14 protein-coding genes and 1 pseudogene are annotated in these 19,801 nt (G+C 40.2%); 8 read left to right on the forward strand and 7 right to left on the reverse strand.

Annotated elements, in window-relative coordinates; all coding sequences use genetic code 11:
- Positions 1 to 184 precede the first annotated feature (184 nt).
- The 6 genes and pseudogenes from RH40_RS00755 (at position 185) to RH40_RS00780 (ending at position 9,675) form a co-directional block, all read left to right on the forward strand.
- Positions 185 to 1,369 carry an FIST signal transduction protein gene (locus RH40_RS00755; RefSeq protein WP_009599326.1) on the forward strand — a complete coding sequence of 395 codons (1,185 nt, stop codon included), beginning with the start codon at positions 185 to 187 and terminating at the stop codon, positions 1,367 to 1,369.
- The gene (locus RH40_RS00760; RefSeq protein WP_009599327.1) at positions 1,366 to 2,751 is read left to right on the forward strand and encodes a sensor histidine kinase; all 1,386 of its coding nucleotides are present in this window, start codon (positions 1,366 to 1,368) and stop codon (positions 2,749 to 2,751) included. Before RH40_RS00755 ends, RH40_RS00760 begins: the two co-directional genes overlap by 4 nt.
- Before the next feature lie 153 nt (positions 2,752 to 2,904).
- Entirely contained in the window at positions 2,905 to 3,957 is a 1,053-nt protein-coding gene (locus RH40_RS00765) for an aminotransferase class I/II-fold pyridoxal phosphate-dependent enzyme (protein WP_009599328.1), read from the forward strand.
- 442 nt (positions 3,958 to 4,399) lie between these two features.
- Positions 4,400 to 5,278, forward strand: a complete 879-nt coding sequence (locus RH40_RS00770) for a 6-carboxytetrahydropterin synthase (RefSeq protein WP_009599329.1) — start codon at positions 4,400 to 4,402, stop codon at positions 5,276 to 5,278.
- Between the two features lie 77 nt (positions 5,279 to 5,355).
- Positions 5,356 to 7,059: a protein adenylyltransferase SelO gene (locus RH40_RS00775; protein ID WP_009599330.1), complete on the forward strand. Its 1,704-nt coding sequence runs from the start codon at positions 5,356 to 5,358 to the stop codon at positions 7,057 to 7,059.
- A 446-nt stretch (positions 7,060 to 7,505) separates the two neighbouring features.
- Positions 7,506 to 9,675, forward strand: a pseudogene (locus tag RH40_RS00780) (TonB-dependent siderophore receptor).
- 97 nt (positions 9,676 to 9,772) lie between these two features.
- Here the strand turns inward: RH40_RS00780 and RH40_RS00785 are convergent.
- The 4 genes from RH40_RS00785 to RH40_RS00795 form a co-directional block, all read right to left on the reverse strand.
- Positions 9,773 to 10,312, reverse strand: a complete 540-nt coding sequence (locus RH40_RS00785; protein WP_009599333.1) for a GNAT family N-acetyltransferase — start codon at positions 10,310 to 10,312, stop codon at positions 9,773 to 9,775.
- A 75-nt stretch (positions 10,313 to 10,387) separates the two neighbouring features.
- Positions 10,388 to 10,528, reverse strand: a complete 141-nt coding sequence (locus RH40_RS20765; protein ID WP_158091812.1) for a hypothetical protein — start codon at positions 10,526 to 10,528, stop codon at positions 10,388 to 10,390.
- Between the two features lie 56 nt (positions 10,529 to 10,584).
- Positions 10,585 to 11,133 (reverse strand): hypothetical protein, encoded by a 549-nt coding sequence (locus tag RH40_RS00790; protein ID WP_009599334.1) that lies wholly within the window; start codon positions 11,131 to 11,133, stop codon positions 10,585 to 10,587.
- Between the two features lies 1 nt (position 11,134).
- On the reverse strand, positions 11,135 to 11,863 hold the full coding sequence (locus RH40_RS00795) for a zinc-dependent metalloprotease family protein (RefSeq protein WP_009599335.1): 729 nt from the start codon (positions 11,861 to 11,863) through the stop codon (positions 11,135 to 11,137).
- A gap of 848 nt (positions 11,864 to 12,711) precedes the next feature.
- On the opposite strand from RH40_RS00795, the gene RH40_RS00805 reads away from it, so the two are divergent.
- Positions 12,712 to 14,046, forward strand: a complete 1,335-nt coding sequence (locus tag RH40_RS00805) for an MFS transporter (protein ID WP_009599337.1) — start codon at positions 12,712 to 12,714, stop codon at positions 14,044 to 14,046.
- Positions 14,047 to 14,070: 24 nt separating this feature from the next.
- On the opposite strand, the gene RH40_RS00810 is transcribed toward RH40_RS00805, so the two are convergent.
- Together RH40_RS00810 and RH40_RS00815 are read right to left on the reverse strand one after the other, a co-directional pair.
- Entirely contained in the window at positions 14,071 to 14,874 is an 804-nt protein-coding gene (locus RH40_RS00810) for a DUF535 family protein (protein WP_009599338.1), read from the reverse strand.
- Between the two features lie 318 nt (positions 14,875 to 15,192).
- Positions 15,193 to 16,086 carry a LysR family transcriptional regulator gene (locus tag RH40_RS00815; RefSeq protein ID WP_009599339.1) on the reverse strand — a complete coding sequence of 298 codons (894 nt, stop codon included), beginning with the start codon at positions 16,084 to 16,086 and terminating at the stop codon, positions 15,193 to 15,195.
- Between the two features lie 144 nt (positions 16,087 to 16,230).
- On the opposite strand from RH40_RS00815, the gene RH40_RS00820 reads away from it, so the two are divergent.
- Entirely contained in the window at positions 16,231 to 16,713 is a 483-nt protein-coding gene (locus RH40_RS00820; RefSeq protein ID WP_009599340.1) for a GNAT family N-acetyltransferase, read from the forward strand.
- 70 nt (positions 16,714 to 16,783) lie between these two features.
- Here RH40_RS00820 and RH40_RS00825 read toward each other — a convergent pair whose 3' ends face one another.
- A complete protein-coding gene (locus RH40_RS00825) occupies positions 16,784 to 19,801 on the reverse strand; it encodes an efflux RND transporter permease subunit (RefSeq protein ID WP_009599341.1) in 3,018 nt (1,005 codons plus the stop codon).

Genomic DNA, 19,801 nt, shown 5'->3' on the forward strand with positions numbered 1-19,801 from the left:
AAGTAACCTTTAGCTATCTTTCAGCAAGCCTTGATTATTCAGTTACATGGAGACGGTAGCTCACTCGCCAAAATCAACTTATTAGTCTATGATTTAGTCAATTAGGGGATAGTTTTGCTACCTTTGTTACAAGTTATCTAGTCGTTTTGAGTGGTAAGGGTAGAATTAAGATAGGAGCAAGTGCGTGAGAGTACAAACTGCCTTTGCCAAAAATAAAGATACCAAACGGCTTCTTGATGATGCGTTGCAGCAGCTCACTTCAAGCGACATAAACCCAAGTGCCATATTTGCCTTCTTTAATACAGACCACCCGTTGCCCTCCATTCAATCGTCACTCACAGAGACATACGATTGCCCGATTCTACTTGCGAGTTCCTGCTTGGGCGCATTGGGCAGTAACGCCACAGGGCATGACTCGCTTAATGATCTGGTTGTCTTTGCATTAGAAGACCCAGATGGACACTATGGTGTTGGGAGTGATTCTATCAGTTTGAAAAACCCGAGGGAGGCGGCCAGTAGTGCTATCATGGCTGCACTCGAAAATAGCGGTGTTTCTTTTGAGAGTCCAGCTTTAGTTTGGTGTGCTATGCCGCCAGGAAATGAAGAGGAAATGCTCGCGGGCTTTGCAGATGTTATTGGTCCCAATATTCCAGTTTTTGGCGGTAGTGCAGCAGACAATGACGTAACCGGGCAGTGGCAACAAGGTACACACATAGATATCGGTGACGATAGAGTCGTAGTTGCTGTATTGCACACCAGTACTCCAATTGGTATGAGTTACAGCTCTGGTTACAGGCCGACAAAAAAAGAATGTATAGCGACCGATGTCGAAGGCAGGATCTTAAACCAATTGGATGATGAGCAAGCCGCCATTATTTATAATCAATTAAGTGACAACAGTATTGCATCAAGCCTTACTGGAGGTAACGTTTTAGCCAGTACAACCTTATATCCTCTCGGACAAGAAATAGAATCTTCACTTGGCATTACTGAATACCTTTTATCACATCCTGACTCTGTCACTGAAGATGGTGCTCTCACTCTTTTTTCAGAAATCAGCCCAAACACCCGCCTTGTCGTTATGGAAGGAAGTGTTGACGGTTTAATATCAAGAGCGGAAAAAGTGGTAGTCAATGCCATTGGCTTACTGCCTGAAGGATCAGAGCCCAAAGGGATATTAATCATTTATTGTGCGGGTTGCATGCTGACTGTCAGTGATAGTATCTCAACCATGCTCGACAAAGTACGAAACAGCATTGGTGATATTCCCGTTGCTGGCGCATATACTTTCGGAGAACAGGGACGTTTTCTTGATGGCGTCAATCGACATGGTAACCTAATGATTTCGGCAGTTGTATTTGGGTCATGAGCCAAGATTACGAAGATCTATCGGAACAACTCAAACTCGTTTACCGCCTCAAAGAGCAAGCAGAACAATCGCAGCACCGTAGCGACCTTTTCTTGCGAGGTATGCGAGCAGTATTGGAAGCAGACTGCTCTGAAAGCTTATACCAAAAAATGTACGATATATTTACTCATATCGTCCCTTATGATGTTGCTTTCGTTCTAGAACAAGACAGTCCTGGCTACATGCGATGTACATCCAGTACCCAAGACATTCTGATTAATACCACTTGGCCAGTTAACGTTATTTTAAAAAAAGTGATTTCTGGCTCACCTACCGCTGTGATCAATGCAAAGCTTCAAACGGGTGCCTCCGAACTTCTTGAACGCGTCAAACCCGAGATAAACTCATTGATTTATTGCCCCTTAAAAGCATCCGGAAAGGATGCAGTCATCACATTTGGACATCAGCAAATAGGGTTTTACACCCAAGACCATGTAAGCGCTGTCAAAGGTTTTCGTGATTACACCGACCAAACCCTATTAAGTGTTCAAGCCAAGTTACTGGCAATGGAATCAGAACAACTACGACGAGATAAGGAAAAAGCAGAGCAATCCCTTCTTCGCTCAGAAAAGATGGCCTCAATCGGTCTCCTCGCTGCGGGTATGGCACATGAGATCAATAATCCAATAAGCTTTGTGTATAGCAGCGTGAACTTTCTGAGTGAACAACTCCATCTATTACAAACCTTATCTCAACTTACTCAGGATATGTCCATTGACCCTAACAATATTGAAAAAGTGAAAAAAGTCTGCGAGTGGCATAAAAAACAACATATTAGTGAACTCATGGAAGAATTTGATGACATCTTTGGCGATCTAAAAGATGGCATCAACAGAATCAACGACATCATCGGCAGCTTAAAGTCATTCACACAGGAAAGTGGTCAAATCGAAACCTCCGCTTTTGATGTGATTAAAGCCATTGAAGAAACACTGGTTATTGCTTCACCAGAGATTAAGAACCAAGCGCAACTCCGGCTTGAACTCACTCCTATTCCGATGGTGAGAGGAAATAGCCGAAGGCTCGGGCAAGTCATTATTAATCTCATCATCAACGCAGGGCAAGCAGTGAATGAACATGGGGTCATTAATTTATCAACTGAATACGATGAAAATAGCCAGTCCATCAAAATCCGTGTTAAAGACAATGGGTGTGGTATTAGTGAAGCTTCAATGGAGAAAATTTTCTCCCCTTTTTATACAACAAAAGATGTAGGTGAAGGCACTGGTATGGGTCTTTACGTTTCTTATTCAATCATTGAAGCAATGGGTGGTAGCCTATCGGTAACCAGTCAGGTCAATGTTGGTTCTGAGTTTACTATCACCTTACCCACCGTGACATAATTTCAACAATATCTATCGTTCCTCTCTCCCCGCCGAACAAGATAAATTCAATGGCCTTTGCTCTGTTACCTCATAAAACACTGGCATTAACAATCACTATAAAGCATAATAAAATCATTATCTTATAAAAATAAAAAGTATCAAAAACAGCTTGTGAAATTCAATAAATCGCTTAAAAACAGTCACGCGTCTTACATCTCAAACCTTTACACTATCGATTGCAGACTGGGCACCAACCCATACGGTCATCCAGAGCTCAATAGTGATATTTCAGCCGATATTCTTCAAAACCTAAATGAATATTACGATTTTAGTTGGATCGCGAAACTGTCAATTCAAACTGCAAAATACATAAACTGTGACCCAGAGTGCGTATTTTTCGGGAATGGATCAATGCCTATTTTATCTACCTTATTCAATAAGCTCTTAGACTCACAATCAAAGCGAATGATAGGAATTGGCCCACAATTTGTTGATGCGATATCGGAATGGAAATTATCTGGAGGAGAATATTTAGCTGTTCATGATAGCGATGAGTTGATTAGTTCAATAATAAACACTAAGCCTGATGTCGTATATATCGATAACCCTAATAATCCCTCTGGTAAAGTTTATCCAAAACAGGAACTACAAGCGATCGAACTAGCCTGTAGAGAAGCTGCAACCCTACTGATCGTTGATGAAGCATATGGAGACTATTTGAACATGAGTGAATCTATGATTGGCGATACACAAACATCAGATAACATTATCGTGGTCAGAAGTTTTTCAAAAGGCTTAGGTATGGCAGGCATACGTTTGGGCTATGCCGTTGTGCCTAAATCACTGTGTGGTCACTTGACTCGAATCACCATACCCTTCACCCCATCTATCCCTTCTATTAAGATTGCTTGTAGTGCCCTAGAGAGTGCCAAACAGTTCATGAGTCAATCCATCGCTCAAACTCAAGCAACAAAATCTAGAATGATCGCTGCATTCAAAGAATGTGGGATCGTTGCCCTTAATTCTGATAAACGTACCCCCATTTTTATGGTCTATATGGAGGGTAAAAATGCGGCTGCATGGTTTGAGGACAAAGGAATTTTAGTCGAATCTTGCCACCACTTTAAAGAGACTTGTAAATCGATGAGTCGTGAATACGCACGAGTAAGAATTGTAGGAAATAACTATGATCTAGAACATCTGCTCTATCGTTTGAAAGCATAACTTTCGATAAAAATGTGATGTGTCATTGTTCGCTATCCAAATTTAATCGCTAAAGACTCCCACGGCATTAGAGAACGCTAATGACGTATCAATCTCGTTTCTAATGATAAATAGATAGCCCATTAAGTTAGATTGGAATGGCTTGACAACCACAGATTTCAAAAACGTCGCTCTCTTGAGGGAATGCTACCTTTAAAATAACTCCGTTGGCTGGCGGTCCTTTTACGAAGAACACTCACATAAATGACTTATTTGTTACTTTTACTGGCAACTGAGTAAACTTTGTTCTTTTCTTACAAATTAGATGGGGAAAAAGGTGGACTTTACCCATGTGTTGATACATGCTTCTTGTCCATTTCATTCACCCGAAGTCATGAGACGAAGTGCCTGCTGACAAAATAATCAGCCTCCCGTATCTCATTAAAGTATTAAGGAGTTCAACTTGAACCTATTCGTAAGAGATCTTACCGTTATCGATTCCTCATACATCTGTGAACAAAGGGGGATTGTGGGAGATAGTTGGATTGTCGATGTTGCCATGTATGGAGAACTTAACGAGATGAGCATGGTGCTCGACTTTGGCCGAGTGAAAAAACAGATTAAGCAACTTCTCGATGACCATATTGATCACAGACTACTTATCCCAACACAAAGTGATGCTGTGACATTCAGGCCAAGTACACAAGGATATTCTTCACTTGATGTATCACGTAAAAGTAAAAGTATTCACCTGCATTGCCCAGATGAAGCCTATTGTTTAATCGACACAAAAAGCATCACCCTAGACAGTATTATCAATCATGCCCATCAAATCTTACGCCGTCACCTTCCTAGTAATGTGACGGGTATAGAGATTACTCTTCGTCACGAGAATATTAGCGGTGCATTTTATCATTACACCCACGGCTTAAAGAAGCATGATGGTAACTGCCAACGTATTGCCCATGGCCACCGCTCTCCTGTTGAGATATTCATTGACGGTAAACGCAGCACAGAAAAAGAACACGATTTTGCTAAACGATGGCAGGATATTTACCTAGGCTCGAAAGAAGACCTCGTTACCATCTCTGAGCTTAGCTTCGCTGCTAAAACCGAAAAGATTAGTGATGAGAGCCATTATGCTTTCCACTATACCGCTCCTCAGGGTAAATTCGAGTTAGCCATTGCAAAAAGTGAAACGGAAATTATTCCCACGGATACAACTGTAGAATTACTTGCTTGCTATATTGCAGATGAAATCAAGACAACGGTTAATAAAGAGGCCGCCGTTAAAATCATCGCCTTTGAAGGTGTTGGAAAAGGTGCGGTGGCTATTCGCTAGCTTTCATTTTCTGAGCTAATAGCAACTATGTACACGTACATTGCTATTAGTTCAGTTTGATCTCACGGAGTATTACAGTGACGAATAAGAAGACTTCACAAACCCCCGCTACCATTTCTACCTTTGATGATTTTGCTAAAACGTCTGACTACTCTTTACTTGATACCCTTGTACCAGACCCCGATTCAACTCAAGACGGTTTTGATTTTCGTCCAAGACAAGTCTTTTCTGGGCACTTTGTTCCTGTTCAGCCAACCGCTATCGCTGAGCCCATGTATGTCACTCACAGCCATACGTTTTTTAAAGAATTAGGCTTAGATAACAGTTTGGCTTATACATCTGAATTCATTCGCCTTTTTTCTGGTGATGTGACTCATTTACCGGCACCAATGCGAGCGACGGGATGGGCAACGGGCTATGCTCTGTCAATCTTCGGCACAGAGTATGTACAGCAATGCCCTTTCAAAACAGGTAATGGGTATGGGGATGGACGAGCAATTTCAATCTACGAAGGCGTCATCAACAACCAACGTTGGGAAATGCAATTGAAAGGTGGCGGGCCCACTCCGTATTGTCGTGGTGCAGACGGCAGAGCGGTACTGCGCTCTAGCGTGAGAGAGTTTCTCGCACAAGAATATATGCATGCTTTAGGCATCCCAACATCGCGTTCTCTGAGCCTATTTGTGTCGCAATCTGAAACCGTTGATCGTCCTTGGTATCGTGAGGGTTCCCACTCTGAAGACCCAGATATAATGATCTCAAACCCTGTAGCCATAACAACCCGCGTAGCATCATCTTTTCTCAGAGTTGGTCAAATAGAGCTATTTGGTCGGCGAGCACGTGCCAACGAGCACCCAAATGCCATGGCAGAGCTTGAAATATTGGCTCTATATATCATTGAACGAGAGTACAAAGAACACATTGATGCCAAGCTCCCCTTTGAGGAGAAACTCGTGCGCCTTGCGGTCGAGTTTCGAGAGCGACTTACGTCACTAATCACCCATTGGCTACGTGTGGGTTACTGCCAAGGTAATTTCAATAGCGATAACTGCGCAATCGGTGGTTTTACACTCGATTATGGTCCATTTGGTTTTTGTGAATATTTTGAACCTTATTTTCAGCCTTGGACCGGCGGTGGGCGCCACTTCTCGTTCTTTAACCAACCTTTCAGTGCAGAAAAGAACTTTAAAAGCTTCTGTAACGCATTAAGACCCCTGCTGGAATCTAAACCTTCTGCTTTAGGTGAGTTAGACAAAGTCATCGAAGGCTTTCCTGCCGTTATGCAAGAAAAAGTCAGTACAATGTGGGCAACAAAACTTGGCTTAAAGACTTATGATAACGAGTTATTTAACTCATTAATCACTCTGATGATAAAGAGCCACATTGACTATACCCTATTCTTTCGCGAACTCTCTACGATTCCAACACAGATTTCAGAGCTAGAGACATGCTTCTATACCAAGCTAACCGGAGAGTTGGAATTAGAGTGGCAAGCATGGCTTGACCAGTGGCAGCAATCACTTAACGCTGACTTAACCACCAAGCAATTATCTCTTCAAATGAAACAAGTAAACCCAAAATATACTTGGCGTGAATGGCTGATTGTTCCTGCATATGAACAAGCAAAAAAAGGTGATTATTCACTGATAAAAGAACTGCAAGAGGTTCTTGCTCAACCATATCAAGAACAATCGATGGAAATAGAGCAGAAATATTATAAATTAAGACCACTTGAGTTTTTTAATGCTGGCGGTGTTTCCCATTATAGTTGCTCATCTTAGTTACAGAAAATGATCTCTACGTATAAAACTAGTTGAGTTATTCCTCTGTTATATCTCAGTCACCTCAATACGTTGGTTTCAGTGAGAGTACCAGAGGATAGCTTCTCAAGCAGCCCAAATTATGTAGAATCACTTCAAATCGTTGTAGACTCAAGCAGAATAGGAAACCGAGCTGAGCACATCAATTACGCCCTCTTTTTTCAATGTGATCGCGCGGCAAAAACCTGATTTCATCGATTAACAGACTTGGAAAGAGCGTACTTTTGGAACCACTATTCTCGTTAAACCTAACACCGCAGTAAGATTCCGGTGTCCTGCATCTAGAAATGACATCGCTATAGAGCCTTTACTACTCACTTTGCACCAAATTGTTAACTTTCTCATTTAAAAGTCGATAGAATGCAAATGAGATTTATTCTCAAAAAAGCATTAGTACTGAGGAACACATGATTACTTGCAAAATATTTAAACACTCAACATTGACAATAGCACTGCTAACGGCGCTATCCGCGCCGACTCTGGCGAGTGAAGAGGTCTCAAAAAAGTCCGAACAATTAGAAAAAATTTCTGTGCTCGGTAAAGCTTATCGAAATACCGCAACAAAAACAGCACTTGCACCAGAAGAAACGCCACAAGGGATCACTGTGGTTGATAGCGATCAGCTTGAGCAACGTGGTGTCGAATCGTTGAGTGAGGCGGTGCGCTACGCGCCAGGTGTTGTAACTGAAAATCGACGGTGGTGTCGTAACTATGTTTGACACATTTACAATACGCGGCTTCAAAGCAGAACAAAGCTATTACGATGGGCTTATGCTGCCGCTATTGAAAGGATGGAACCTTCAGCCACAAATTGACCCGATAGCGATTCAACAAGTTGAAATATTCAAAGGCCCCACATCCGTCCTCTATGGAGCAATGTCACCTGGCGGTATGGTAAACATGGTGGCAAAATCTCCCCAACAAAAGAAAAAAACCAAGTTAGAACTCGCCACAGGTACGCATAACTTAAAAGAAGGTTCTATCGATACGACAGGGCAATTTGGTGATAGTGATGTTTCATATCGCCTGTTAGCATTGGCAAAAGAAAAAGATAGTCAAGTTGATGGGGCAAAAGAAGAACGTTATTTGTTGGCTCCATCGATTGACTGGCAAATAAATGAAAAGACTTGGGTAAACTTTAACCTTTACTATCAGAAAGATCCAGCAATGGGCATCAACTCTGCACTCCCCTCTTCAGGGATGTTTGTTGCCAATTCTAATGGTTCAACGTCTCCTTCAACTTGGGTCGGTTCAAAGAGCTGGAGTACTTTTGACCGTGATGTGCTTATGTTTGGTTATAAAATTAACCACGAAATCAACAACAGTTGGAGCTTCTTACAAAATGCACGCTATCTCGATGCCTCTTTACTGCAAGAAAATACCTATCACGGAGGCGTCCCTACACCAAGTGGTAGCTGGGATTTCAATTATTTTGATCCGAATACTGGCAACTTAAGACTTACTGCATACCGCACCAAGGAAACATCAAAGGGCTTTACCATAGACAACCAACTTTCTGGTCTATTGCAAACCGGTAACATCGAACATAATATTTTGTTGGGCATGGATTACCAAAATCTCGATGGGGAATCCATTTACACAGCTTTTAACAAAGTGTATTGGAATAATATATTTGCACCAAACCATAACTACATTGATCGCAATGATATGGGGGGAGAGCTCAGAAATATCGATAAGGTGACGGTTGACCAGATTGGTATCTATCTCCAAGACCAGATCCGCTATGATAGCCTTGTCTTGATAGCAGGTGGCCGTTATGACAACTATCGTGGTAACAATGAATACAATGGCGTTTCGAATAAGGCAGAACACAAACAGTTTTCGTATCGCGTCGGCGCTTTGTACGAGTTTGAATCTGGAATTGCACCTTTCATCAATTATGCAACGAGTTTTGAGCCACTAGCAGGTACCAACAGTGCGACCGGTGAAAATTATGACCCAGAATTAGGTAAGCAAATTGAACTGGGTATAAAATATCAATCTGTTGATGGAACACAGTTCCTCACAACGTCTTTATTCCACATCACAAAATCAAATGTTCTGGCAGCTGACCCAAGTAACTTTCTTCAGAAAACACAAATTGGAGAAGTCGTCTCTCAAGGTATAGAAATTGAGGGGAAATGGTATGCAACGGATAATCTCGATTTCAGTGCATCCTATACCTATCTTGATATGGAAGTCACCGATGCTGGCGCTGATAAAGATCTAAAAGGAACAACCCCTATTTATGTACCAAAACACAGCGCCAACTTATGGACTAACTACCATTTCTTCGATGGCACATTGGCTGGGACAAGACTGAGTGGAGGGGTACGTTATGTCGGAAATATGGAACGTGATGCTAGGAATACAACTGGTAAAGTACCCTCTTACGCACTCATCGATCTATCACTGGGTTATGATTTAGGGTATGCAAATGACATCCTGAAAGGTGCAACGGTCAATCTCATTGCTAATAACCTGTTCGACAAAGAGTATTACTCTTGCTACGACAATGATAATTGTTGGTACGGCGCAGAGCGCAGTGTAGAGTTAAACGTAAGCTACCAATTTTAATTAACTACCCAGATATTGAGCATACATACCTAAGTCGCCTCACGATACAGGGTAGCTGCTGGCTACCCTGATTCTTTACAGTTATCACTGAGATTACTTATTCAGTATCAAAGCGTATAAAATGCATTTCTAGATCAATATCGATATCTATACATACTTCAAAGTTCTCTCCAACTCTATGGCTCACTACAGATTTCCAAAAAGCCAAAGCAGGCTCATTTTCCTTTAAGACCCTTATTTGCCATTTTCCGGGGTGGATATTTAAAATTTCTTCAAATGCCTCTTTTCCAACCCCTTGTCCCTTGTACTTGCGTAAAACAAAAAATTGCTCGACATCGAGCCTATCAGGGCTTGTTGGATAGGGCCTTATTAGCGCGAATCCAGCCAGCACATCATCAACATAGATAAAATATGGTACGTGATTTCGATCAAGCCAATAAGAATCCAGCGTTGAAGGCATATACCCAAGTGACTTCAAAATGCAGGATTCAGAGCGATGCCACAGCGTTGAGTTCAAGGAAAATAACGCAGTGGAATAGCCGTCTCTTACCAAGTTGTTTGACGATGAAATCAGCGCTGTGGCACGCTCCCAAAGGGCGAGTTGCCATGCTTTACATGCGGCGTTACCGATTTTCAATTTAGATGGCTAGATTTTCAAATCGTTGCCTTGCCTGTAAAGCAAGTCATTCTCGCTGAACCTAGCATCTTGAGGTTACTTGGGTATAAAGGTATATTGACCATCTGAGTTTGGATCCCAGCCCATATATTGAGACATATCGTAAATATAATAGGTGAATAGGTTTTCTAAAATATAGCGAGAACTTACCTCTATTTTCTTTAAATTAATATTCATTTTTTAACCACAATGGAGTTTTTATAAAAATACCATAGAGTTTGTGTAACGATGATTTATTTTTCAGAAAATAGCAGAAAGTCATCCTCAAAAGACGCAAATATTCCGTTCGAGGATGCAGATTTTAGATTATAAAATTCTCCGACTCCATTCGCATTGAGATCTGTTTCAAGTCGCGTCGTTTTTGTCTCAAGGCGCAAGTATGAGCGTCCTGTCTCGCTAAAGAATATGAAAAGGCTATGCGCTCCATCTTCACCATCTAACTCGTAGATGACTCTATCTTCATCTGGGTAAATATCTGAGAGATTGAGTTGATAATCCTCACCAGGCAATTGCAAGCTTATTTTAGAACCTATTGTTAATTCAACCAAGCTCGCAACGTCTATGCTGACAACACCAGAATACTCATTTGAATAACTCAGCGGTACCACTGATTGGGTAGTATTTAGCTTGCCCGTATCACTATTTGGGTCTGTTTCAGTAGAAAAGTGTTGCTCCACTTTCTCTCTTACTACGAAATCAACCTGAAGCGGGCGACGACGAGGGTGGTGTGCGACAAGCAGAAAAGCCACTAATAGCAGGAGAGCAAATATAAACTTACCCATTTTAATAATTCCTAGTAAATCTACTGGCATTTTCATTGATAAAACGCACAGCGTCAGCAAAGGTCTCATCACCGCATTGGTAAAATTTGTCGCAACTTAATGCTGGATTTGAAAAAACATGTTTAGTGATAGGACCACCATGTTGCAACGAGTAAGACATCATTGTTACCCAAAAAAAAGTGCCGTAACCAGCCGCATATTGATCATCTTTTCTATCAGAATAAGTATGCATTAATCCAAGATTGTGCCCAATTTCATGAACAAAAGTATCACCACTTAAACATAACCAATACCCTGCTCTGCCGATGGAAAAAGCATCCCTATTTGAGGTAGTGACTACTCCGAGACCACATCGTGAGATTCCAAAATCAAGATCAGCAAAAAGAAAAGCAATATCAGCACCCAATTTTTGCTTCATTTCTCTTACATATCCATCGGACATAAAGTCTTCTGCAGTTTTAAAGGTTCTCTCAGTAATTGGAATAGCCCCTATTAAGTGAGCTTTTATATTTGCACGAGAGCGTTTTAGTACAGAGTTTAAATAAGAGACTCTTGCTTTAGCATACTCTTTAAAATCCTGACCAACGTCAGCTGTTTGATCTTTGAACACGAGAATTTTGACTGTGTACTCAGGTTGCCACGAAGCTGGTGGAGGAGTAATAGCTGCAAAAATCCCGCTGTGAGGAAGAAATAAAGCCAAACCCAAAAGTATTATTTTGACTGGATACATTGTCATTCTTTACTCTCATACAGGTAAAGATTAAGACTTTAATTCATTGATTTAAATAATAAAACATAGACATGTCACAACTTAATTACGTTTAGCTGTCTATCCTATCTTCTTAGTTTTTTAGCTTTGGTTTTGCTCACAGTTCCATGTATTTGAGTTAAATAATATTTCATCTAACGATGACGGAAGAGGTAGGGCTGCTATCTACTCTAGCAAACCAGCAGTTCCTATCAAGGGATGAACCAGCACGAGGTCAAATATTGAAATTAGAATTTACAGAAGATGGTATGTTAGCCGGTCGACAGCCGATTAATCAAAAATTTGGCTCAGATAAATCACTCGTCTGTGTAAAACAGATCTTGGAAGGTTGATGAGAGATACGTTTATGTATCTCTCATCATTTGGCACTATGTACATCGAGTTTTTGCGTATTAGACCACGACTTCAAGAGCGGCTATTTTTCGTCTTTCAGTTTTTTTTCCATATCTTTTAGCAAAAAAAAGGCTTGTATAATACTAACTAAGGTAAATGGTAGAGCTCCCGCGATAGCAACTTGTTTATTTAAATCGACATCATTGGTATAGAGTTTTGAATACCGTGATGGTATTCATAACCTCCTTGAACTTGGCATAGCGAGTTGCTTACAGATTGTTTGAGAATGAAATTGTTGCTGTGGCAAACCAAAAGGGAGAGTTGATTTATAGGCTTCGTGACCAATTTTCGATTAAGGCGACTAACGCTTCAAATCGTCACCCTGCCTGAAAAACAATCCATTCTCGCTAATCCTAACATCTTGATGTAAGTTGGGTATAAAACACACAATTATAAATTCGAAGATATAACGTTCTATGAAACTAAAAGAAATCCTTGAAATCCCAAATGTCCGTTACTTCCTAATGTTTCGATGTAGCTATTTTGCAAGATTTTATTATCCTATATTTACTCTACTCTATTTAGATTATGGATTGAGCCTTTCTCAATTTGCCATGCTAAATGTTATATGGGCTGCAACCATCGTCATTTCTGAAGTCCCCTCTGGTGCTTTTGCTGATACTTTGGGAAGAAAGAAGCTAGTTGTTTTATCATCCTTCATTATGTTTATCGAAATAGCAATGATTGCTTTTGTCCCAACAGGCAATACCACGCTAGTCTTTGGTGTCTTTTTGATCAACAGAATACTAAGTGGTTTAGCTATGTCTCTCGCAAGCGGTGCTGATGAAGCCCTAGCATACGACACACTCAAGGAGCAAGGTAAAGAGTCTGCTTGGCCACAAGTTTTACAAGTTCAACTCCGTATCGCTTCCACGGTCGGTATTATTGTCACTCTCGTAGGAGCAGCAATGTATGATGTACATTTCATGGCAAATCTATATCAACTCGTTGGGCTACCAGCACCTGAAAATACTCGAGACCTGATGCGTATACCCGTCTATGCAACGCTGTTAGTGGCTGTGGTAGCTATTTATGCGGCATTAAATATGAGAGAGGAGAAAACCAGCTTCACCTCAAACAACAGTCGATGCGAAACCCTCTCAGCAAGCTTAAAGTTAACATTCAGCGCTGGAAAGTGGGTGCTATCCACACCTTATGTATTATTTATTATGCTTTATTACAGCTTGTTCGAGCATACATCACGAATGTTTTTGACCATGGACAGCCAATACTATCGCTCTATTGATATTCCGATTCTTTACTTTGGCTTTATTGGTGCGGGGATCAGTGTAGTAAAAATTATATTGGCTGGGCATAGCCGACGGTTGGCAGAACGAATGGAGCCAAAAGCTTTCATTGCCATAATGGGGCTGGCAACAATGGTTTCCTATTACTGGATCAGCCTAGGTTGGTCAATTTATGGAGTGATCCCTGCTCTCATACTGATTTTTATTATAATGACTATGAATATATTCGTGAGCTATCATTTGAATAAAAAAACTGAATCTCATAACAGGGCAACTGTCCTCAGTTTTAAAGGATTAATGTTTAATCTCGGTTACGGTTTTATCGGGGCCCTGTATGCATATTATTATAAATTAATCTCTCAAAATTACTCGACAGAAGAAATAGAAAGAAACATTAGCTTTTTAGATTCATTATCCGCATTTTTCTATTACTTCACATTACTATTTTTATTAATAAGCCTGTATTTTTTCATTAAAAACAAGCGTAATAAAGTGTTCGAATAAATAAGGGTGATAATCACCCTTACTCTATACTTCCAAAGTATCTAAGAACTCATAACGCTTTTTATACATTTTCCTTTTAGTTCTTGATAAGGCTGCTAAATCTTTTCTCGATTGACTCAGTGGTATTTGATAAAAATTCACATCCAAGCTCTGGCCACCATGTTCTTTCCAATAGCTATCAAAATCAAAGTTTATATTACCGTATCGAATTGAAGAGTACGTATGTTTTTTATTCTTTATTCCAAGAATTTCATTTATACCTTTATCTTTTAACCATAAACGCAGCACCTCTAGAATAAGAGATTTAGGCCTCAGACCGAACAGACCTTTGGTTATCTTTTTTGAAAAGCCACCATCATGTTCAGGCCCCTGTACACCGCCGACATAGGCCCTACCATCATAGATGGTAAAGGAAATAACATAGAAATTCTGAATATTATCTGTCAGTCTTAAGGTGAGCTCACCTTCTTTCCAATATCTGGGTTCATAAGACAGAATAAACTGATAAGAATCCTCACCTACCGTCAGATCTCTGATAGGTAAACCACTATCATATACTGCCATTAGGTGATTGTCTTCAACCCAATCATGGTGTTGAGATATCATATCCATAGCAACTTTCTTGTCGAGAGCTAACGCCATATATGGTCGCATGGCTTTGGTGTAGAACTCCGAGTGATTTTGTATAATTAAATTAGCTACTCTCGGATTCATAGAAGTATATAAGTGTTTGAGATATCGATAATAATATAATGCTCTAACTATGAATTTAGTTTGCTTATATTTATTCTCTGGATACGATATTTTTGATAATTCTTTAATATTCATAAATTTTACTTCATATGCTGCAGAATCCTTTTTTCTTTAATATGTAATAACTTATCAACCTTCTTTTATTGAGAGGGTGATAGCTTTTCCATTTACTTTTTTCGAGAATACTCTGTTGTTTCTACATTATGTCAGAAACACGTCAAAATGTATACATAGTGAAAATCATAACCTTAATTTAATATTTAAACTACTAATATTAACAATTTACATGCATATGAAACTCTTAAAATAATAATGTTTATTTAAATAACCTAATTGCATATGACTATTAATGGCAAATGTTAGGCTTTATTTTATTATTATATAAATCAACAATTAAGAATCACTTAACTTATCGATAATCCAGTTAATTTTTTTATCCTTATCCCTAGTTTTATGCCAATATAATTTAACCTGATAGTTTGGAACATCGATCGGTAAAGGTGATACATTAATAGGAAGTACATCACTAATGTAAGTGGCGTACTTTCTGGGCATCGCTAACAGATATGAAGTACCAATCAAAAATGTCGGTGCTGATAAAACACTGGGAGATTTAACAGCAACTTGTCTCCTCTTCTTCATTTTTGATAGTGTAATATCCAGTATTCCCCTTACTTCATTCCACGGCGTAACAAGTATATGGCTGTAATGGAGAAAAGCATCAAGATCGAATTCACCTTTTAAAGGGTGAGATCGACAACGCGCACATACATACTCATCTTCAAACCATACCTTGTTCGAAAAACTCTCAAAATGCTCGAATTCATGGGCAAAACCACATACTAAATCAAGTGTACCTTCTCTGAGAGCTTGCTCAGGTAATCGTTCTTCCAATTGGTGCAATTCAATTTTAATATTGGGATAGTCTCTACTGACGCTCGAGATAAAAGAACTCATACACCAACTTGTATAATCGGTAACCGCAATACGAAAAACATGTCTTTCATGTGGACTGAACTGAACCTTAGATTCGATCCCTTTTGTGATTAAATCTAAACCTTTTAGCATATCATCAGCAACGGTTTTGGAATACTCGGTTGGAAGCATAACGTTTCCAACTCTCACAAATACGTCATCATTTAAACTTTCTCTAAGCCTTTGCAGAGCATGGCTACATGCAGACTGGCTAAGATGTAATTTATCAGCTGTCTCTTTCACGGATCGGGTCTGGTACAAGACACAAAATAGACGTATTAAGTTCAGATCAATGTTCAAAGCCTTACTCATGTTTATTATTCATTTTACAACTGCATATAATGCATTTCATTCATTATAAAATGTAGCTTACACTCGTTACCTATCCTGTCAATACGTACCCTCTTTCATGCTATGAAGAAAGAAAATAGGACATATAAAAGTGAGGAAAATAAGATGAGTAATATTTGTGTAAGGGAAGCTAAAATAGAAGATGCGTCGTTAATCCTTGGTTTCATCAAGGAACTGGCAGACTATGAAAAAGCGCCTCATGAAGTAAAAGCCTCGGTATCAGACATTGAAGAAAAACTGTTTTCTGATGATTCAACAACACATGCATTGATCTGTACCCTCAACGATGAACCTATAGGCTTTGCAGTGTATTTTTATAATTTCTCAACTTGGCTAGGTAAAAATGGACTTTATTTAGAGGACCTGTACATCAGTCAAAAGCACCGAAAGCTAGGCGCTGGGAAAACGCTAATTAAGCACCTTGCCAATCTCGCCGTACAGAATAAATGTGGAAGGTTTGAATGGTGTGTATTGGACTGGAACACTCCAGCAATAAACTTCTACAAGTCCATAGGTGCTATTGCTCAAGATGAATGGACGATCTATCGCCTAAGCGGGAGAAACTTAGTCTCATTTGCAAAAAGTTAACCACTAAAAAGAAATAAGGCAAGGTGGTGTTTGGAACACCACCTTGTCAATTATAATATCTTGTACTGCCTTAGCGTTTTCGACCAAAACACAATACATAAGTTGCGGGAATAACCAAAAGCACGACAGGGAGAGAAAACAGTAACCCATATCCCAAAGTCAGCGACATTGGTCCCATAAAGACATCTGTCCCACCTAAACCATAAGCCAAAGGAATGACACCCGCGACTGTGGTCAAAGATGTCATAACAATCGGACGTAGACGCTCGGTTGTACCTTCAATCACGGCTTCTTTTACATCAAGCCCATATTTTCTCAGTTCATTAATTCGACTGATTAACACAAGGGAATTGTTGACTACAACACCTGTCATCCCCAATACCCCAATGAGACCAAATAATGACATAGGCTGACCATGGACAACCAAAGCCATCAATGATGCGATAATAGCAAATGGAATTACAGCCATAACCATGAAAGGTTGAGCAAGTGAGTTGAACATAATGGCTAACACAAAATAGATAGCAATCATTGCCGCAGGGAAAACGATCATAAAACCACTCATGGTCTCATTCGTTGTCTCTGCCTCACCGCCGACTTCGATAATGACATTGGGTGAATACTGCCCATTGAGCGATGTAATTAACTGTTCAGCAAGTTCAACGGAACCAACATCGTCGTTAATTAAATTACCTGAAACCGTCACGTCACGTTCACCATTATAATGTTTGATAAGACGAGGCGTCTGAATCGTCTCCACATCTGCCAAACGACTTAATGGTAGACTTTGTCCCTGAGTCGTGTAAATTTTTGTCGAACTCAACTGTTCAACGCTCCGATACTCCTTATCAAGCAGAACTCTAATATCAACTTCTTGGTCACCTAACCATGTTGAGCTTACTTTATCACCATCAAAACTCACGCGCAGCGCATTAGATAAATCACTAACACTAAGATCATACCTCGCTAGCCAGTGATATTGAGGTATCACATTTAATTGCGACTCTTTTAGTGACTCACTGTGATTTACACTAGTAACGTTAGGGTTCTCTGCAAGCCATTTAACCACTAAATCAACCGCATGATTACGTTCTTCCTCTGAACCAGCCAAAACACGCACTTCAACGGGCTCTCCTGGTGGTGGTCCTCCCGCATCAACCGTAAACTTGACGAAGACTTCATTTGAAATCGAATCCAAATCCGCGGTTAATTGTCGAATAATGTCTTCCGCTTTTCGGTTACGATCATCATAATTTGTCAAATTAATCACACCGCTGGATACTGGTGATGAGTAGGTTAATTCATAGCTCACTAGTTCGTCATCAGGCAACGCCATAATTGCGCTCTCAAGCTGTTTGTGCATACTAACGACTGTCTCAAGCGGCGTTCCCGCTTCTACCTCCGTATATACTTCAATATACTTTCCAGCTTCTGTTGGAAAAATATCAACATTGAGTGTCGAAACCAAGAAGCCCGATGTAACGAGGGCAATTAGAGCCGTAACAATGACAGACTTCTTGTAAAGTAAACTTTTACCGAGCAGCCTTCGATAGCCTTCTGTAATTACCGCTAAGCGGTTTTTATCTACATTATTTTGGTCATCACCGTTGGACTTGGCTGTTGAAGAGGCAAGGTGAGCAGGAAGAGTTAATGTGCATTCTAAAAATGAAAACACCAGTGCTGCAATGACTGTAATTGGTATTACAGCGATGGCTTTACCCATGGTTCCAGGAATAAACATCATTGGTATAAAAACCAATGCTGTCGTGACTAAGCTTGCCATCAAAGGTTTAATTACTTTTCGTGTCCCTGAGAGGGCAGCATCTAATCCCGTTTTTCCTGACTCTTTCTCTTGATAAATACTTTCCGCAATAATCACAGAGTCATCAACGATGATCCCCATCACTAACAAAAGTGCAGCGAGTGTTATGCTATCAAGATCTAAACCGACCACTGGTAATACAATTAAAATGCCAAATACGCAAAATGGAATAGAGACCGAAACCCAAAATGCGATTCTGCGCTGTAAAATTAAACTCAGAATAATCAAAACAAGCACAAGACCAATAGCGCCATTTGTCGAGACAATAGAGAACTTCTCAGCCATATCGTCACCAAGGTTTAAACCCGTTTGAAAAACGAACTGCCCCTCTAGACGCTTTTGCTCTTTATCTAAAAGTGATTCGATACCCTCAATTGTCGAAATCACGCTAGTGTTAGCACTGTTGGTAATCGAAAATATAACCGCTTCCTTGCCATTCATTACCGATATTTCGGTTGGGCGGGCAAAAGTATCCTTTACTTCAGCAACATCTCCGATACGAATAACTTGGCCAGAAGGCAAGGCCTTGATAACGATGTCTTTTATATCATTTTCAGACCCAACTCTTGTCATAGTGACAATTTTTTTATCTCGTTCAGATGACTCAACCACTCCACCTGACTGAGAGAGGTTATGCTGAGAGATTGCCGTTGAAATATCACCAATTGAAATTCGGTATCGGCTGATTTTTTGAGGATTGACTTCAACCCAAAATTCTCGCAGATTAAATCCCGATAGTTTTATTCTTCCAACACCTCCGAGCGCATTGATCTTTTTCTCAAGCTGGTAGGCATAATTTTGTAACAGTTTGCTGTCTTGATTACTATCAGCAAGGCTAACACCAAAGTGATAAACATCTAATATAGAGGTCTTCTTTTGCGTCACCGTCGGGGGAGCGTCTAAGTTCTTCGGAAAACTGCTCACCCTATCAATTGCCTGCTGAATATCTCTCAATACAGTATCTGCATCCTCACCAGGAAGGTATTCAGCTTCGATAAATGAATAGCCCTCTGACGACTGAGAAGTGAAAAAAGCAATTCCATCAACACTTCGCAGCTCTTTTTCAATAGGATTAGTAATGTTGAGCTCAATATCTTGAGCTGTCGCACCGGGGTAAAATGTCTCTATCTCAGCAGTATCCATATTCACATCTGGATACTCTTGAAGGTTAATCTGTATCAGAGACATGGCCCCAGTGAATAGAACCATAATAGTTATAATTCGAGCTAAAAATGCCCGCTGAGCAAAGAAGGAGAGGAATTTCAT

This window comes from Vibrio caribbeanicus ATCC BAA-2122, assembly GCF_000165125.1.
GTDB classification, from domain to species: Bacteria; Pseudomonadota; Gammaproteobacteria; order Enterobacterales; family Vibrionaceae; genus Vibrio; species Vibrio caribbeanicus.